At 72.5% G+C, this 17,295-nt stretch carries 14 protein-coding genes and 1 tRNA gene; 2 read left to right on the top strand and 13 right to left on the bottom strand.

Annotated elements, in window-relative coordinates:
- Positions 1–121: 121 nt before the first annotated feature.
- Positions 122–1,024 carry a transketolase family protein gene (locus JS521_RS24715; RefSeq protein ID WP_205085141.1) on the bottom strand — a complete coding sequence of 301 codons (903 nt, stop codon included), beginning with the start codon at positions 1,022–1,024 and terminating at the stop codon, positions 122–124.
- Positions 1,025–1,058: 34 nt separating this feature from the next.
- On the bottom strand, positions 1,059–1,784 hold the full coding sequence (locus tag JS521_RS24710) for a thiamine pyrophosphate-binding protein (protein WP_205085140.1): 726 nt from the start codon (positions 1,782–1,784) through the stop codon (positions 1,059–1,061).
- A 126-nt stretch (positions 1,785–1,910) separates the two neighbouring features.
- On the opposite strand from JS521_RS24710, the gene JS521_RS24705 reads away from it, so the two are divergent.
- A tRNA-Pro gene (locus JS521_RS24705) sits at positions 1,911–1,984 on the top strand.
- A 138-nt stretch (positions 1,985–2,122) separates the two neighbouring features.
- Here the strand turns inward: JS521_RS24705 and JS521_RS24700 are convergent.
- Positions 2,123–2,584: an ATP-binding protein gene (locus JS521_RS24700; RefSeq protein ID WP_205085139.1), complete on the bottom strand. Its 462-nt coding sequence runs from the start codon at positions 2,582–2,584 to the stop codon at positions 2,123–2,125.
- Between the two features lie 193 nt (positions 2,585–2,777).
- Here JS521_RS24700 and JS521_RS24695 point away from each other — a divergent pair, with 193 nt between their 5' ends.
- Complete coding sequence (locus JS521_RS24695) at positions 2,778–3,176, top strand: VOC family protein (RefSeq protein WP_205085138.1); 399 nt, start codon at positions 2,778–2,780, stop codon at positions 3,174–3,176.
- Between the two features lie 92 nt (positions 3,177–3,268).
- Here JS521_RS24695 and JS521_RS24690 read toward each other — a convergent pair whose 3' ends face one another.
- The 10 genes from JS521_RS24690 to JS521_RS24645 all read right to left on the bottom strand — a co-directional run bounded on the left by JS521_RS24690 (position 3,269) and on the right by JS521_RS24645 (position 17,211).
- The gene (locus tag JS521_RS24690) at positions 3,269–6,778 is read right to left on the bottom strand and encodes an ATP-binding protein (RefSeq protein WP_205085137.1); all 3,510 of its coding nucleotides are present in this window, start codon (positions 6,776–6,778) and stop codon (positions 3,269–3,271) included.
- Positions 6,779–6,896: 118 nt separating this feature from the next.
- Entirely contained in the window at positions 6,897–9,791 is a 2,895-nt protein-coding gene (locus tag JS521_RS24685) for a PQQ-binding-like beta-propeller repeat protein (protein WP_205085136.1), read from the bottom strand.
- The gene (locus JS521_RS24680) at positions 9,788–12,331 is read right to left on the bottom strand and encodes a S8 family serine peptidase (RefSeq protein WP_205085135.1); all 2,544 of its coding nucleotides are present in this window, start codon (positions 12,329–12,331) and stop codon (positions 9,788–9,790) included. The genes JS521_RS24685 and JS521_RS24680 overlap by 4 nt, the downstream gene beginning before the upstream one ends.
- A gap of 214 nt (positions 12,332–12,545) precedes the next feature.
- Positions 12,546–12,836: an SHOCT domain-containing protein gene (locus JS521_RS24675; protein ID WP_205085134.1), complete on the bottom strand. Its 291-nt coding sequence runs from the start codon at positions 12,834–12,836 to the stop codon at positions 12,546–12,548.
- A gap of 73 nt (positions 12,837–12,909) precedes the next feature.
- Positions 12,910–13,350, bottom strand: coding sequence for a DUF6325 family protein (locus JS521_RS24670; RefSeq protein WP_307847945.1), 441 nt, complete (start codon positions 13,348–13,350; stop codon positions 12,910–12,912).
- 42 nt (positions 13,351–13,392) lie between these two features.
- Positions 13,393–13,797, bottom strand: a complete 405-nt coding sequence (locus tag JS521_RS24665; protein WP_205085133.1) for an SHOCT domain-containing protein — start codon at positions 13,795–13,797, stop codon at positions 13,393–13,395.
- Between the two features lie 33 nt (positions 13,798–13,830).
- Positions 13,831–14,340 (bottom strand): nucleotide triphosphate diphosphatase NUDT15, encoded by a 510-nt coding sequence (locus JS521_RS24660; protein WP_205085132.1) that lies wholly within the window; start codon positions 14,338–14,340, stop codon positions 13,831–13,833.
- Between the two features lie 104 nt (positions 14,341–14,444).
- Positions 14,445–15,344 carry a hypothetical protein gene (locus tag JS521_RS24655; protein WP_205085131.1) on the bottom strand — a complete coding sequence of 300 codons (900 nt, stop codon included), beginning with the start codon at positions 15,342–15,344 and terminating at the stop codon, positions 14,445–14,447.
- Positions 15,341–16,354 carry an SPFH domain-containing protein gene (locus tag JS521_RS24650; protein ID WP_205085130.1) on the bottom strand — a complete coding sequence of 338 codons (1,014 nt, stop codon included), beginning with the start codon at positions 16,352–16,354 and terminating at the stop codon, positions 15,341–15,343. The genes JS521_RS24655 and JS521_RS24650 overlap by 4 nt, the downstream gene beginning before the upstream one ends.
- Positions 16,355–16,422: 68 nt before the next feature.
- Positions 16,423–17,211, bottom strand: a complete 789-nt coding sequence (locus tag JS521_RS24645) for an SDR family oxidoreductase (RefSeq protein WP_205085129.1) — start codon at positions 17,209–17,211, stop codon at positions 16,423–16,425.
- Positions 17,212–17,295 lie beyond the last annotated feature (84 nt).

Genomic DNA, 17,295 nt, shown 5'->3' with positions numbered 1-17,295 from the left:
GTGGGTGAGGGGGCGCCGGGGAAGGGCGACGGCTGATCCTGACGGCTGACCGTCAGGATCCCCAGGGTTCCCCGGGGTACTCGCTGCTCACGGGCGCAGGGATCCCCCGGTTGCTCGCTGCTCAGGGGTGCAGAAACCCGGTGATCCGCTCCCGCAGGCCCTGCGGGTCCAGGCCGTGCGCCGAGAGGTGCTCCTCCATCTGCCCGTACCGGCGCAGCTCGGCGCGGCCCACACCCAGCCCGAGCACCCGGTGCGGCAGGTCCATGAGCGCCTCGCCCGCCGTCGCGGCGGAGGTTCCGGCCAGATACGGCTCCACGATCACCACGTCCGAAGCCGTCGTCGCACCGGCGGCCCGGCGCAGCCCCGCCGCGTCGAAGGGGCGCACGGTCGTCGCGTACAGCACGGTCACGTCCAGCCCCTCGGTGGCTGCGAGGGCGTTGTCGAGCATCGGGCCGACCGCGATCACGGTCCCGCGCCGTCCCTCACGCACCACGGTGAACCCGGCCGTGCCGCTCACCGGCCGCGCCTGGCGGTTGGCCTGGAGCGAGAGGCGTACGTACACCCGGTCGTCGCCGGTGACCGCCTCCCGCAGCAGGGCCTCGGCCTCGTCCGGATGACCCGGCACGTGGACCGTCCAGCCGTCCAGCGTGTCGAGGAGGGCGACGTCGCCGGGCGCCATGTGCGTGAAGCCCCCGGCCGGCCAGTCGTACGAGCCGCCGGCGCTGACCAGGATCCCGCCGACCCCCTGGTGCCCGAAGTCCAGCTTGACCTGCTCGAACGGGCGCTCGACCAGGAAACTGGCAAAGGTGTGCACGATCGGCCGCATGCCTGTCAGTGCCATACCCGCACCGGCCCCGACCAGCAGTTGTTCCCGGATGCCGACGTTCACGACCCGGTCGGGGTGGGCACGCCGGGCCGGTGCGAAGCCGTCGGCGCTGATGTCGGCGAGCACGACAGCCAGCCGTGACTCCTCGTCCAGGAGCTGCGAGGCGGTGCTGATGAATCGGTCACGCATAGTGTCCATGAAGGTTCCCTCCCGGGTTCTCGGTCTGCTGCGGTCAGTTCTTGGGTTCGACGCGGGCGACGACGGCCAGCGGCCTGCCCGGGTGGGGTGTGGTGAACGCTTCGTACAGGGCCTCGTGGTCGCGCCCGTCCACGGTCACCGCCGCCCACCCGGCCGACGCGAAGCGGGAGGCGATCCCGCCGGGCCAGCCGTGGGTGGCGGACGCGTTGTCGATCACCAGCGTGTGGAGCTGTTCGAGCCCGGCCGGGCCGGCGTGGGCGATGGCCTCGTGGTTGCTGCCCTCGTCCAGCTCGGCGTCGCCGATCAGGACCCAGACCCGGGGGTCGGTGAGGCCCTGGGCGCGCAGCCCCAGCACGGTCCCGACGGCGAGCGGCAACCCGTGCCCCAGAGACCCGCTGCCGATCTCCGCCCCCGGCACCAGCAGCCGGTCCGGATGGTGGCCGAGTGGCGAGTCGTACGCTCCGAAGCCGGGCAGCAGCTCCTCGCCGAAGAAGCCGTGCGCGGCGAGGACGGCGTAGTACGCCATCGGCCCGTGCCCCTTGGAGAGCAGGAAGCGGTCGCGCCCAGGGTCGTCGACCGTGTCCGGTGTGACCCGGAGTACCCGGTTGTAGAGCACCCACAGGGCGTCGAGGGTGGAATGGGCGGCGGGGGCGTGCTTCTCGTCGCCGGTCATCAGGGCGATCAGGCGGGCGATGTCCTGGCGGTCGGGCGACAGGGTGTCGTGGCGGTCGAGGGCCGGTGCGGCTGTCGTGTGCGTCATGATCCGAGCGTTCAACATCAACCATGGTTGAGGTCAAGCGCGGAATGGTGTTGGTGACCACCTGCCGGAGTGCGGTATTGTTCTCATGCGCGTTCGGCCAGGGGAAACCCCAGGTCAGACGGGCAGCGGGACGTGGCGCAGCTTGGTAGCGCACTTGACTGGGGGTCAAGGGGTCGCAGGTTCAAATCCTGTCGTCCCGACTGGAGACAGTCGCAGATCAGGGCCGGTTTCGGAGTCATCCGAAACCGGCCCTTGATCGTTTCTTAGGGGAGACAGCCGCCCGCCCCCGAACAACGGGCATCTTCGGCGGCCGGCGCCCACCCGCACCACGGAACTGGTCAGGGCATCGACGTGTCGTGCAGGGGAATCTGGACACGGATGCGTTTGCCGACCGGTTCGCGGTGGACAGCGAAGCTCTGGCAGACCAGGAGGACGAGTTCGAGGCCGTGCTGACCGATGCGGGTCGGGTCGGCGGGCGAGGCTGCGGGCAGGACCGCGCCGGAGTCCCACATCACGATGTCCATCAGGACGCCATCGGTTTCGAGGTCCAGCAGGCAGGGGCCGGGCGCGTACTTGCAGACGTTCGTGGCCAGTTCGCTGACGACCAGTTGCGCGATCTCGACCGCCCGGGCGGAGACGCTCAGGCCGTGCTGCGACTGCGCGGCGTCCAGGAAGTCTCTGACGAAGGCGCGGGCCTGCGCGATCTCGCCGGAAGCCATGTCGTACACGGCGCTGCCCCGCACGGTGCCCGTGACAGCCGCCTCCTGTCGTTCCCGGCCGTTCATTGTCAGCTGTCCCATGAGATATCCCCCGTCAACACCCGTCGCGGCCCACCGCGACCTGCTCGCCCCTCCCGTCTACCCCGCCCGGCGTATTCCAGACAGGCCGATATATCCGGGGGGACGGGTCAGGCGGTTCGTGCGGCTCGGGACGGAGGGGTGGACCTGTGGAAGGGCTTCGGCGCCCCAGGTCGCGTCACCTATGCTCGCTCGCATGTTGAGACTCGGATTTCCTGTCCTCGGCGTCACGGATGTTCCCCGCGCGGTGGCCTTCTGGACCGAAGCGCTGGACCTGGTCGTCTCGTCGGAGCGGCAGAGCGAAACATGGCGAACCCTCCATCACCGCGACGGTTCCGGCCGGGCTCTCGCCCTGATGCACAGCGCCTCCCCGGCCGAGCCGCGCCCGCGCCTGCACCTCGACCTGTTCGTGGACACGGCCGAGGAGCAGCAGAGGGAGGTCCAGCGGCTGGTCGGGATCGGCGCGCGGACCGTCGAATGGGATCTCTACCCGGCTGACCCCGACTTCGTCGTCCTCTCCGACCCGGACGGCAACGTCTTCTGCGTCGTCGACCTGAGCCATGTGCCCAGTGAGGGCGACGAGCAGGCGTCCTGACGCGGGGCAATTCCTGCTGCCCATGAGGTTGGTTGATCGGTCCCGGGGGCGAAAGTCACCGGAGGCGGCGGGCATCGGTCCCGCCCCGGCCGTCAGCCGCTGCTCGCCCCCGTGGCCCCGGTCGCCCCGTCCATCAGCCGCCGTGCCGTGGCCGCATGGCGTACGCCTGCCGGATAGGGGAGCGCCCGGGCCAGGTCCTCGGCCCGCGCGAGGGACGTCCGCGCGGCCCCGGCCTCCCTCTCGTCGGCCGCCAGCCGGGACAGGGCCACGGCGAGGGCGATGCACGCCTCCGCCTCGGCGATGCGCTCACCCGTACGCCCCGCCCGTACGGCCTCCGCATCCGCCAGCTCCCGTGCCGGTCCGGCCCGACCCGTCAGGATCTCCCCCCACGCCACCAGCACCGGGGCGTCCTCCGCGCGCCCTTCGACGGCCCGGAGCACGTCGTGCGGGCGGCCCGTGCGCAGGGCGAGTTCGGCGCGGGCCGTGCGTATCCCGTGGCCCGCCTGCCGGTCCACGAGTCCGGCGACGGAGCCCTCGGCGCGGCCGAGGAGGGCCCCGGCCTCGGAGGCCCTCCCCGTGCGCATCCGTACCGTGGCCAAGGTCGCCAGGGTGTACGGCAGACACCAGGCGTCGTCCTGCTCGGCGCCCGCCACCGCCGCCTCGGCAAGCACGCGTGCCTCGTCGAACTCCTCAAGGAGCAGGTGGAGTTCAGCCAGGTTCGCCCGTTCGAAGGCGGCCGCGGTCGGATCGCCGGACTGCTCGGCGAGGGTGAGGGCGCGCTGCCCGATGGCGACGGCCTCACGCAGCTGCCCACCGCGCCGCCCGTTCTCCCGCAGGGTCGACAGGACCGAGCCGAGCAGGGTCGGATCCCCGTACCGCTCGGCCGGACCGAGGGCCAGATCGGCCGCCCGCCGCGCCTCGTCCAGCCGGCCGCTGAGGCCCAGGTCGGCGGCCTGCTGACCGTAGGCGCGGGCCAGGAGACCCTGCCCCGGCCTGCCCGGCACCCGTGAGGCGGCGGCCAGCGCCTGCTGGGCGGCCGCGTACCCCTCCTCGTACCTCCCCTGCACCCGGCAGATCACGGACAGCGCGAGGAAATGGGCCGCGGCCGGCTCCGGAGCGGTGTCCGCGGTCACCGGATGCTCGCGCAGCACCTGCCGCCCGGCCTCCGGGGCGCCGGTCCGCCCCAGCGTGTCGGCCAGCCACGACGCGGCGAGCACCACGTCCTCGTGGTCGTCGCGGCGGACGAACTCCTCCAGCGCGAGCCGCAGGACCTCGGCCGCCCGGCCGAAGTCCCCCATACGGCGCAGCACCTGGCTGTGCGCGAGCCGGGCCCGGGCCGCGTCCACGTCGAGCCGCGCCACCAGATCCCGGTAGTAGCGGTCGGCGGTGTCGTTGGCGAAGAGGGCCGCGGCCCGCGCGGCGGCCCGGCGCAGGTACTCGGCGGCGCGCGGATCGTCGGCGCGGGTGAAGTGCGAGGCGAGCGTGTCGACGGCGTCCGGGCGGCGGCGCAGCACGGCCTGGGCGAAGGCGCCGTGGAGCTGTCTGCGACGGAGCGCGGAGAGCTGTTCGTAGCAGGTCAGGCGGACCAGGGGGTGGCGGAAGATCAGTCCCGGCTCATGCCGCCCCGCCACCACGATCTCCCGCTCCTCGACGAGCGAGGCGCCGATGGCACGCTCCAGCGCGTCGGTCGCGGCACCGTCCGGGACCGGCGGGTGCAGTCCGTGCGCGGCGACGTCGAGCAGTTCGGACAGCGCGGTCTCGGGCCCGGCCACCGACAGCGCCTCGACGATGCGCCGCGTGTCGTGGTCGAGGCGGCCGAGCCGCTCCGCCACCAGCTGCCGCACCCCGTCCGGCGCCACCGCGCCGGGGTCGCCTTCGGCCAGGCCGTGGGCCAGCTCGACGGCGAACAGCGGGTTGCCGAGGGAGAGTTCCCAGACCCGGTTCAGCCCTTCGCCCCGGGCTCTTCCCGATGAGGCCTCTCCGTCCGCCCCCGGCACGGCCTGCCCCGGCGTGGGCGTTCGCGGTACGGACGTCCCCTGCGCGGGCGTTCGCGGTACGGAGGCCTTCGGCACGGCCGCTCCCCGCACCTCCGGCCCCACCGTTCGCCGGACCGTGTCGCGTACCACCGCGAGGCAGGCCTCCTGGCTCAGGCGGCGGACCTCCTCCCGCGCGGCGAGGCCCTGGCGCAGCAGCGACCGGAGCCCGCTCCGGCGGGGGTCGCCGTCGGGCAACTCCTCCTCGCGGTACGTCAGCAGGAACCTCGGGCCGCCCGACTGCGCCGCCCTCCGGGCCAGGTGGCTCAGCAGCTGAAACGATCCTTCGTCCGCCGCGTGCAGGTCGTCCAGGACGATCAGCACGGGCTGCACCGACGCCAGTTCGTCGAGCAGGCCCGCCGTGGCCCGGAACAGCCGGTCCCGTTCCTCCTCGGGGCTCCGCTCCGTGTCGGCGCGCACCCGGCCCAGCGCCGGGAGGAACGCGGCCAGCTCCGGGTACTCGGTGCCCACCCGCGCCCGCTGTGCCGGGTCGCGTTCGGCCAGCCACCCGTCGAGCGCCTCCGCGAACGCCCCGTACGGCGTGTGTCCCTCGGCGTCGTGCCCCGCCCCCCAGAGCACGGCCGTCCCGGCGGCGGCGGACAGCCGTGCCACCTCGCCCACCAGCCGGGTCTTGCCCACGCCGGCCTCGCCGGTCAACAGCCTGACCGCGGGCCCGGCCGCCGTGAGCAACCGGTCGAGCAGCTCCTCCCGGCCGCGCAGCGGTGTCGCGGCCGGAACGCGCAGCGGGGCCGGCAGCGACGGCGCGGACGGGACGGGCGCGGGCGCCGCCGCGAGCGCCGCGCGGTGCAGGCGCTCCGTCTCCGGACCCGGCCGCACTCCCAGCTCTGCCTCCAGCGCCGCCCGGCACATGTGGTACTGCCGCACCGCGCGACGGCGCAGCCCCTGCCGGGTGTACACGTCGATGAGGACGCGGTGCGCCAGCTCCTCGGCAGGACCGGCCCCGAGGACCTCCTCCGCGAAGGCCGCCGCCTCCGGAAGCCGGCCCGCCTCCAGATGCGCCGACGCGAGCCCCAGCAGCAGCTTCTCCTTCAGCGCGGCGAGCTGGGCGCGCCGTCCCTCCGCCCAGGTCGCGTACCGGTCCTCCGGCAGCAGCTCACCCGCGAACTGCGCCAGCGCGTCCGCCATCTCCCGCTCGTCGCCGTGGTCGAGGGCCGACCGCGCCGCCTCCTCCACATGGTCCGCGTCGATCCACACGGTCGCCGGATCGAGGGCCAACAGGGTGCCGTCCGCGATCAGGTACGACGACGCGGCGCGCGGCGCGAGTTCGGGCTCCAGGGTCCGGCGCGCGGCGTGGAGCGCGACGCGCAGACTGCCCTGGGCGGCCTGCGGCCCGGCGTCCGGCCAGCAGATGTCCATGACCTGCTCCCGGTGGAGCCGGTGTCCCGGGACGACGGCGAGCAGCCGTACCAGGGCCTGTGCGGTCAGCCGTGACCACCGTTCGGGGAGCGCGGGCCCGCTGTCACGCGTCGCCCGGAAACCGCCGAGAAGATGGAGACGCAGACGCGGGACGGTCGTGGCCGGGCTGTGTGTCGTATACCGCGCGTTCATGGGAGCGCCACTGTATCCGAGCACGCGTACGGCCACCCCGGCGAGCGCCCGGGAGGCCGGTCATGCGATCAGGCCCTGTCGATCGTCAGGCCTCATGGATCGTCAGCCCTTGTCGAACTCAGGACTTGTCGATCGTCAGCGTGATCGCCGCGCGGATCGCCGTGTACGGATTCGACACCTCGGTGCCGATCAGCCCGGCGGTGCGGTCGGCGGCGTAGTCGTCGAAGGGGAGCAGGACGATCTCGTCCTTCCCGTCCCCGTCGAGGTCGGCGACGAAGTGCTCGCGCGCGCCGTTCGCGCCGAAGCCGGTGTCGGCCTTCGGGTAGTCCACGCCGCTCGTCAGCACCGTCGGGTCGTAGAGGTTCACGAACTGGGTGCCGCTGCGGACCAGGACGCGGGCGCCGCCGGGCCCTGTGGCGAACGAGCCGCTGCGGACCTCGGCCATCGCGCGCGGCGTGCGGTCCACACCGTCGGCTGCATAGGTCCGCAGCGAGGCGAGGCTGTTCTCGACCAGCCCCTCGGGCCCCGTGGTCCAGTTCGCGAGCGTGGCGAAGCCACCCGCTTCCGCCTCGTGCAGGAGCTCGCCGGTGCGGCCGTCGCGGATCTGGACCATGTTGGTCAGCTGGTTCGGCGGCAGTTGCTCGGAGTTGCCGCGCACGACGTAGGTGAAGACCACCGCGTGCCCGCCGGCGTAGGGGATGCCGGGCGAGGCGAAGGTGCCGGCCCGCATCGGGATGCCGAGCACGGAGCCCTGGCTGGTGTCGGGCGCCTTCGGCGTGAACGACCAGACGGCCGAGCCGTTCCTGCCCTTCAGCGCGACCCCGCCGACCACGGGGGACGCGTTCACGTCGGCGCCGCGGGTCTGGTACTGGGCGTAGACCCTGCCGTCTGCCGCGGACAGGTCGGCGAACGCCGGGGTGCCGGTCTCCGCCGGGACCGCGTACTGCCACTTGAGGGAGCCGTCGCCTTCGTACGCGCGTACCTTGTCGGTCGCCACGGCCACCTCGGCGACGCCGTCGCCGTCGAGGTCGGACGCGACGACGTTGCGTACGTACTCGCCGGCGCCGCCGTCGATGACGGTGAGCACCTTGCCGGTGCGGGCATCCACGATCGCGGTCGCCGTGCTCGCCGCGACGATCAGCTCGTCGCGGCCGTCGCCGGTGGTGTCGGCCGTGATGACCTGGACCACCCGGCCGGGCAGCGTCGCCGTCCACAGCCGCTCGGGCTTGCCCGCCACCAGCGACGGGCCGTCGTAGGCGAACAGGCCGTCGGAGGAGCCGCCGAGGACGACGTCGTTCTTCTTGTCGCCGTTGACGTCGGTGGCCGCGGCGGTGAACGGAGTGCCCTCCAGCGGCTGGACGTCCCGCTGCTTGCCGTTGCCGAGGTTGTAGACGCGTACGTTCTGGGCGGTGTCGACCGTGCGCACCCGCCAGGCGTCGCCCTTCCGGAAGGGCTGCGCGTCCATCATCGAGCCGACGATGCCGCGCTTCTCCCACGTCACGGCGCCCTTGGCGCCGGAGAGCACCGCGAGCCGGGCGTAGTGCTTCGCGGCCCGGTTCCCGGCGGAGCGGTTGTCCTGGGTGTCCAGGTACGAGGCGACGATCTTCCCGTCCACCGCCCGCAGGCCCCAGGCGGCGCCGACATCGCCGGAGTCCTCGGTCCGCTTGACGGTACGGGCCCACAGCAGGCCGGCGTCGTCGCCGTTCAGCGCCCGGACGCTGTTGCTGTTCATCCCGAGGGTGCTGTCGAGGGTGGACTCGCTGACCGTGTACTCCGGCTTGGCGTTGCCCTGGATGTCACCGATCTCCAGCGCGAGCGGGAGCGCGTTGATCCGCTCGGTGAGGCCGGTGCGGGCACCGTTCGCCGGGGCGTACGAGGAGATCTCGTACTTCACGCCCTCGGCGGCGTCCGACTGCTCCAGCGCCACGATCCGGCCGCGCGCGGCGTCCAGGCTCAGCTGGCGGACGTAGAGGCGTCCGGTTCTGGCCCACTTGACGCTGCCGTCCTTGGTGTCGATCACCAGGGTGTGGCCGCTGGGCGTCAGGTCGGAGGTTTCCCGGCGCTCCTGGTTCCAGGAGGCGGCGAGCAGCCCGCCCCCGATCGGTTCGAGCGAGCCCCACTGGACTCCGGTGTACGTGCCGGCGTCGTACGTCCACGTCTTCGCCGGCGTGAGCTTGCCGTCGGCATAGCGGAAGCGCAGGCCGTTGAGCGTGGCCTTGGAGCCGCCCGGCGAGTTCATGTTGTAGTACGCCGAGTCGGCGATGACGAGGGTCTTGCCGACCAGCTTGATGTTGTACGCGGCGGCGTACAGCTTCGACCACAGCGTCCTGCCGGTGGCGCCGTCGAGGACCGTGACGAAGGTGCCGTTGGGCAGGGAGGAGCCGGGCGAGGTGAACGGCCGGTAGGGGAGGACGCCGACCCTGGCGGTGAAGACGATGTCGTCGACCCCGTCGCCGGTCAGATCGCCGGTGGTGACCCCGTCGTCGGTGCCCGTGCCGAACGGGCTGACCGCGTTGAAGCCCATGACGACGGCGGCGGGGTACGGCTCCGGACCGCCCCGGGTCGGGGTGATCTGCCAGTCCCTGTCCAGGGTTGTCGAATCGCGCGACCACCGCTGCTTGCCGTTGGCGCCGATGCGCTGGATCGGGCTGAGCGCGTTGACGGAGAAGTAGTCGCCGCTCGTGCCGCCGACCGGGAAGGTGGCGGCCATGCCCTGGGCGCCCTCGACGCCGGACGTCTTCGTCAGCTTCCAGACGGGGCCGGCGGGGGTGTCCTCGCCGGCCCGACGCGGGTCGAGGCCGCGTCCGTCCCCGGTCCCGCCCTCGTCGGCGCTCGCGCTTCCGTCCCCGTGGACGTCGGGCATGATCCGGCGGGCCATTGCGTCCGCCTGGCTGTCGGTGAGCTTCAGGAGGCCGTTGTCGTCGGCGTGGACCGCGGGGGAGGCGCTCATCGCGAGGCCGGAGGCGATCAGTACGGAGGCCAGGCGCAGGCCGCGGCGTCGGATGTCTCTCATCGGGCGTCCTTCGGGGTGAAGTGGAGGGCGGTGGTGTCGCTCAGGACGGCCTCGTCGAAGGAGTGGCCGAGGCCGTCGGTGCCGGCCTGGTTCTCGATGCCGGTGGTCGCCGAGCCGCCGCGCTGGAGGATGCTGCTGCCGGCGCCGCGGTACTGCAGGGTGATAGCGCCGGTGGCCTCGTCGAAGACGGCCTGGAAGGAGATCCGCACGGAAGGTTCGGCGGCGAAGGACGCCTTGTTCCAGACGATCGCGAACTTCCGGGATCCGGCTTTGCCGGTGACGGCGGTCTTCACGCTGGAGCGCTTGTCGAGCACCAGGTCGTCCCAGAAGGCGGCGACGACGCCGTTGGGCCGGGCGGCGGCGGGCAGCGCGGTGTTGGCGTAGTCGCCCAGGTGCGGCTGGACGAAGTTGACCAGGCCGTTGGTGGTGACGGAGGCGCTGGTGTACGTCACGCCGTAGTAGCGCACCGGGAACGGCAGGTAGACGGTCGTGGCGTCCTCGTCGCCGGTCAGGCCGGTGTCGGTGGAGCCCTTGATCCAGGAGGAGGTGACGGGAGCGCAGGAGTACGTGCCGCCTGCGTCGGTGCGGTTCGGCAGCTTCACCTGGGCCGTTTCGGCGCCGTCGACCTTGAGCGCGCCGTTGTGGGCACCGTTGCACATCACGGGTGCGACGGGCGTGACGCGCAGCGTGTACGCGCCCTCGGCGACCTTCGGCAGGGCGAAGCGGCCCTTGGCGTCCGTGGTGACCGCGTCGACCGGTGCGCCGGGCAGGGAGACGACGGCCTTCGCGAGCGGCTTGCCGGTGACGTCGAGGACGGTGCCGGTCACCGCGTGCGAGGCGATCGGGGCGAGTTCGACGTCCTGCGTGACGGGCTCGCCCGTGATCAGCTCGACGCCGGAGACCGTGCCGGTCGCATAGCCGTAGGCGGAGAGCGAGAAGGTGTACGTGCCCGGGGACAGCGACAGCCGGTAGGAGCCGTCGGGGCCGGTGGTCACCGAACGGGTCGTGGCGTCGTGCGTGGCCTTGACGGTGACGCCCGGCAGCGCGGCGCCCGTCGCCTTGTCGGTGACCTCGCCGGACACGGTGACCGCGGTGTGCGGGGCCTTGTCGAGGGAGGCGAGGATGTCGAGCTTGCCCTCGCCCCACACGTTGTTCATGCCGGCGGTGCCGCCGCAGTGGGTGTCCTCGACGTCGAGCGCGCCCTCGTCGAGCAGCGTGCGGGTCCTGTCGATGTCACCGATGAGCGAGGGGGCGGCCGACCACAGCAGGGCGACTGCGCCGGCGACGTGCGGGGTCGCCATCGAGGTGCCGTCGAGCGCCTTGTACGCCGAACCCGGCCAGCTGGAGCGGACGTTGACGCCTGGCGCGGAGATGTTCGGCTTTGCCGAGCCGTCGACCGGGGAAGGGCCGAAGCCGGAGAAGTCGGCTATCCGGCCGTTGACGTCGTACGCGCCGACGCCGTACGCGGGCGCCTGCGCGCCGGGGGCCTCGGTGGTGCCGCAGGTCGCGCCGTCACCCTCGTTGCCCGCCGCGAACGCCTCGAAGATGCCCGCGGAGTTCCAGGCCTCGATGATGTCCTGGTAGAAGGTCGTCGCGCCGCCGCCCCAGGAGTTGTTGACGATGTTCGGCGCCAGATCCGGACGCGGGTTCTGCCCGTCGCGGTCGGTCGGCGCGAGGATCCACTGACCGGCCCTGAGCAGGGACTCGTCCGAACAGGAGGACGTCTCGCAGCCCTTGGCGGCGATCCAGGTGGCGTTCGGGGCGACGCCGACGCCGCCCCGGCCCGCCATGGTGCCCATCGTGTGGGTGCCATGGCCGTTGTTGTCGCAGGGGTCGCCGCCCGTACCGCACTCACCGGTCGCGTCGTACCAGTTGTAGTCGTGGGTGAAGGTGTCGTCGCCGTTGTTGCCCCGGTAGTTCGCGACGAGGTCCGGGTGGTCGTACTGGACACCGGAGTCGATGTTGGCGATGACGACGCCCTCACCGCGGTCGTCGTAGTCCTTCCAGACCTGGTCGGCCTTGATGTCCTTGACACCCCACTCGGGCCCGCCGTCGGCGTCCGTCCCGGCGGTGGAGGGCGCGGCCTCGACATCGCCGAGCCGGTAGTGCTGCTCCTTGACGATCCCGGCGACGTCGGAGCGCTCGGCGAGCTCCCGGACGAGGTCCTCGTCGCCGGTCACCTTCACGGTGTTGGCGATCCAGAAGTTCTGGTGGCCCACCCTCTTCCTGTCGAGGAAGGAGTTGAGGGAGCGCTGACTGCTGTCCGCCTCGGCCCGTAGCTCGGTGAACGCCGACTTCGTCCTGGCCGCGTGCGCGCGCTTGCCCCGGGCGGCGGACAGATCGGCCCTGTCCTTGAGGACGACGAAGAAGGACGCCTCGCCGCCCCCGTCCACAGCGTCCAGCAGAGCGGCGTCGACGCTGACCGAGGGGCCGGTGCCGGCGGCGGCGGATGGTGGACCGATCAGCAGGCCCGCAGCGGTGAGCGCTGCCCCCGCCACCCATGCGGCGGTTCTGCGCCGGGGCGATCGAGACAGGTGCATCGGGATGCTCCTCCAGAGGCGAAACGGGGGAGTCCGCACGCTAGGAGGGCACCGTTACTCGGGCATTACAAGCCGATGGGGGAGGGCGGAGGAGGTGTGAGGAGGTGTTCCGTGAACCATGACCCCTCGGTCCGCGCCCCCTCGGTCCGCCGTCGGACGCGGTGCGACGAGAGCCCGCAGGGTCCGGGCGGGCCGAGAGATCGGGGCGCCTGTTTCAGGACCCCAGGATGCGGGCCTTCTCGGCCGCGAACTCCTCATCGGTGAGCAGGCCTTGGGCCTTCAGATCGGCCAGCTGGGTCAGCTGGCCGACCCGGTCCGTGCCCGCGGGCGCCGCGGCCGGAGGAGGAGGGGGCGGAGCTGCCGGCATCTGCGGGGCCTGGGCGGCCGTCTGGCGCTGCATCCCGCGCCGCTCCACACGGTTGGAGACCGCGGTGGCGGTGCCCGAGATGACGGCGGTGCGGGCGATGGTGCCCAGCAGGCCGGGCCGTCCGAATCGTTGAGGCATGACTGGCCGTCTCCTTCGTCTCTGTCAGGTGGCGCCGGGCGCCGTCTCTGTCAGGTGTCGAGCGCCGTCTCCGTCAGGTGGCGCCGAGTGCCGTGATCGCCTCGACGACGGCGTCGCGCGGGATGCGCTCCAGCATCACCAGCTCTCCCTCGGACCCCCGCACGGCAGCCGCCAGCCGTGCGGCCCAGGTGTTCTCCCAGGCCACGACGAGAGCGGACGATTCCTCACCGAGGGAGTCGGACACCGTCCGCAGATCCTCGTCGCTGAGCAGGTCGAACTGGACGTCCGTAACCTGCCGCAAGGTCTCGGCGACCCCCGGATCGGCGAGTTCCAGCACGCTGACCGAGCTGTCCCGCGCCTTGGAGACGAAAGCCAGATCGAGAATCCGGACCGTCTCGTTCTGCTGGAGCTCCCGCAGTGCGGGGACGATCCGGCCGTCGAACCGATTGCCCTCGAAGGCAATGACGGCGACGTCCACCGGGCCGACCGTGTCGGCTTGGAGATCACTGGGCACGAGCAGTCCACCTTCCTCGATGCGTCATGTCGGAGCCCGGTCTCAGGCGAGCAGCTTCGCCTTCGCCTGTTCGTACTCCTCGGCGTTGATCGCGCCCTTGTCCTTGAGCTCGGCGAGCTTCGCCAGGTCGTTCACGTGGTCGCTGCCGCCCGAGCCGCCCTCCGGCCCGGCGGCCCGGCGTACGTAGTCACGGAACGCGGCCTCCGAGTCCTTGGCCAGCTTCTCGTCGCGTTCGTGCATGCTGCGCCCGCGGACGATGAGGTAGATCAGTACGCCCACGTAGGGCAGAAGGATGACGAGGACCAGCCAGCCGGCCTTGGCCCAGCCGTTCAGCGAGTGGTCCCGGAAGAGGTCGGTGATCACCTTGAACAGCAGGAAGAACCACATGACCCACAGGAACAGGTACAGCATGGTCAGGAAGAGGTTCAGCAGCGGGTAATCGTCCATGGGCCTACTCCGATCGCGCGGATGGTCCCTTATTCATACAGCTGGTCCGATTAGTCCGCATCCGGCGATCCGCAGGGTGTGCGCGGGCGGGTGGGTGATGCCCAGCTCCGGTCGCCAGGCCGCCAGGATCTGTGCCGACGGATCGAACAGCGGGGCCGGCAGCTTTTCGGGCGCGGTCCACTGCCAGGCGCTGATCAGATGCGGCTCGGTCACCTCGGGAACCCCGGAGGCGAGCCGGACGACGGCGGCCATGCTGATGCGGTTGATCCCGCCGATCACGTCATGGACCATCGCGATGACGTCCACGGACCCCTCGTCGACCACCAGGCCCGTCTCCTCGCGCAGCTCCCGCACGGCCGCCGCGGCGATCGACTCGTGCGTCGCGTCGACCTTCCCGCCCGGCAGCTCCCACGTACCGCTGTGGTGCCGGCCCAGCAGGATGCGCCCTTGGCCGTCCTCGACGATCACCCCGACTCCGAGGGCCGCCTGTGCGGTGGGCGGAAGGGTATTGCGGGCGGGCTCGGTGGCAGGATCGGCCGGCATGGTGCTGGTTCTCCGCTCTCCGGTGCGTGTGCGTGCTGCATGTGCTGTACGCGTACGGGGGACGCGTACGGATCACCGTAGCGAAGCGGCCGGGCCGGACGTGCTCAGATCACCAGGCGCAGCGACCTCTCCGCGATGCCGAGCCGTACGCTCTGCCCCCAGGTCAGCTCCAGGGCGTCGGACTCCATCCCGTCCCCGAACACCACGATCCGGTCCGACTCCACGGTCAGCCGCAGCCCCTGGCCCCGCCCCAGCTCGCCCGCCACCCTCGACGTGCCGGTCGCCGGGGAGGGCCAGGCCTCGCGCACGAACCACAGGAGGCGCGCGTCGCACGGCGCGGGCAACGGCAGCGCGCTGCCGCGCTCCAGCCACAGTGAGCGGAGCCAGCCGGTGGCGCCCGTGCCGGTGCCGACCAGCACCCCGGAGGACGCCTGGGCCTCGCCGGGGGCGCTTCCGCCGTCGTCGCCCAGGCGGTAGCGGGCCGTCTGGTGGCCGGGCGGCCCGAGGTAGATCTCGTTCAGGGCGATCAGGCGCTGGGTGTCGTCGGCGACGGCCTCGACCATGGTCAGCTCCTCGGCCCGGCCTCCGGCGGAGGTCGCGGTGCGCAGCAGGGCCGCCGCGTCGGTACGGCGGTGGCGGACCAGGACGCCGGGGTTGCGCCCCGGGTCGGTGTCGATGCCCACCACCGGCTGTCCGGTGAGGTACTTCGCGGTGTTGGCGACCAGGCCGTCCTGGCCCACCACGACCACCACGTCCTCCGGCGCGAACAGGAACCGGTCCAGGTCCGCCCGCTCCACCCGGGAGTTGCGCCAGGTCAGCGGCACCGCCGCCGCCACGTCCCGCAGCGCCTCCCGCGTACGGTGGTGGCGCCGTGCCACCTCGTCGATCGAGCGGCCCCGGCTGGACAGGAAGAACGCGGCCTGCCCGTGCGTCCCGTGCCGGGCGAGCAGCTCCTCGTACTCCGTCCGCCGGTGCACGATCACCGCCCGCGGCGCCAGGCTCACGCTCCCGCCCCGCCTTCCGGGCGGCCGAGCTTGGCGAGCAGTCCGGTGAGGACGTCGGGGGAGAGGGTGAGGCTCTCGATGCGCGGCAGGTTCTCCGCCAGCCGGGTTGCTGCCAGGGCGTGCAGCGTGGCCGGAGCGACCTCGCCGTGCACCCGCAACCAGGCGGCCTGCGCCTCGGCCCGGGCCGCACCCGTCTCGCGCGCCGCCTCGGCCTCCGCCCGGGCCAGGCGCACCTTGCGGGCGGCCTCCGCCTCCGTCCGTACGCCGTCGGCCGCGGCCTTCTCCTCGGCCTCGCGGCGGGCGTTTGTGCCGCGCTGGTCGACCAACTGCTCCTCACGCCGGGCCAGTTCGATCTGGCTGGCCAGCTCGTTCTCGGCGATGGCTCGTTCGCGCTCGACGGCCACGGCCCGCCGTTCGTAGGTGGCCCGGTCCGCCTCCTGCTGGATCTGCTCGCGGGCCGGGGTGCGCAGGGCGCGCTCGACCTCGGCCTCGGGGCGGATCGCGACGACGCGCACGGCCACCACGTCGATGCCGGTGGCCGGGAGGCGGGGCTCGGCGGCGAGACCGGTGGCGACCCGGTCGCGCACGGAGGCGACGCCGTCCACCAGGGCGGCGGCCAGCGGGGTGCGGGCCAGGACGTCCAGCGTGTGCTGCTGCGCGGTCTCGGTGAGGAGGGTGGCGATCTGCTCCAGCGGTGCGCCGCGCCAGCTGCCGGTGTCCGGGTCCACGGAGAAGTCGAGCCGGTTGGCCGCCTCGGCCGGATCGCTGATCCGGTAGGTGACGGTGGCCTGCACGGTGACGTCCTGGAAGTCGGCCGTACGGGCGTGGAACGCCATGGCCAGCTCCCGGTCGTCGACCGGTACTTCGGACAGCGCCGCCGACAGCGACCGGTACCAGAAGCTGAGCCCCTGACCGTCGTGGGCGAGCTGCCCGCGCTTGTGGTGGCGGATGTGGGCGGTGGGCGCGGAGCGCAGGTGGCGCCAGCCGAAGCGCCGGGTGATGTCGGCCATGATGCGGACCCCCTTGATTTCGTCATGACGACGATAAGGGATGAGCGTTATTAGAGTCAAGGTGACTATTAAGGAGGGCTGGGGTGACGAGCGGCTGTGTATCTGGCCGGGATCTCGCCGCCCCCGTGCACGGCGAGGTCGGCGCCGTTGACGTACGAGGAGAGGTCGCAGGCCAGCCAGAGGCAGGCCCGCGCCACATCGTCCGGCTCGGCCAGCCGCCCCATCGGGACGAGGTCCGCCACCGCGGCACCGTCGTCCTCGCCGTACAGCGCGGTGGCGTTCTCGGTCCGGATGAGGCCCGCCGTGATGTGGTTGACCCTGACCCGTGGCGCCCATTCGAGGGCCAGCGCCCGGGTCAGCCCGAGCAGGCCCGCCTTCGCTGCGGAGTAGGCGGCGGTGCCCGGCTGCGGGGTGCGGGCGGAGACGCTGCCGATGTTGATCACGCTCCCGCCGTCCGACTGCTCCCGCATCACCAGGTTCGCCGCCTGGGCGGTGTAGAAGGGGGCGAGAAGGTTGAGCGCGACCACCTTCTCCACGAAGCGGGGCGAGACCGTCGCAGCATCGGCGTCCGGGGAGCCGCCGGCGTTGTTCACGAGCACGTCCAGCCGCCCGAACCGCTCGGCGGTGGCCGTGACGAGGTCCGCCGCGGCCGCCGGATCCCGCAGGTCGGCGGCCCGGAACGCGGCCTCGCGTCCCCCCGTCGACGGCGGTGCGGTGGGTGTCCCGCGTCCGCAGACCATCACGTCCGCGCCGCTTGCGAGGAAGGCTCGCGCGATCGCGGCCCCCAGGCCCCTGGTGCCGCCCGTGACGAGTACGGCCCGTCCGGTGAAGTCCATCGCGTGGGACTGGTCGTCCATGTCGGCCCTCCTGAGCGGGAATCTACCAAGCGCTTGTTAGGTGCGATAGGGGGCGGGAGGGGTGGCCGGGTCGTGGGGGGGTGG

The organism is Streptomyces durocortorensis, from assembly GCF_016901035.1.
GTDB classification, from domain to species: domain Bacteria; phylum Actinomycetota; class Actinomycetes; order Streptomycetales; family Streptomycetaceae; genus Streptomyces; species Streptomyces durocortorensis.
The sequence above is the reverse complement of the archived record's forward strand: the minus strand, read 5'-3'. Positions and strand labels throughout refer to the sequence as shown.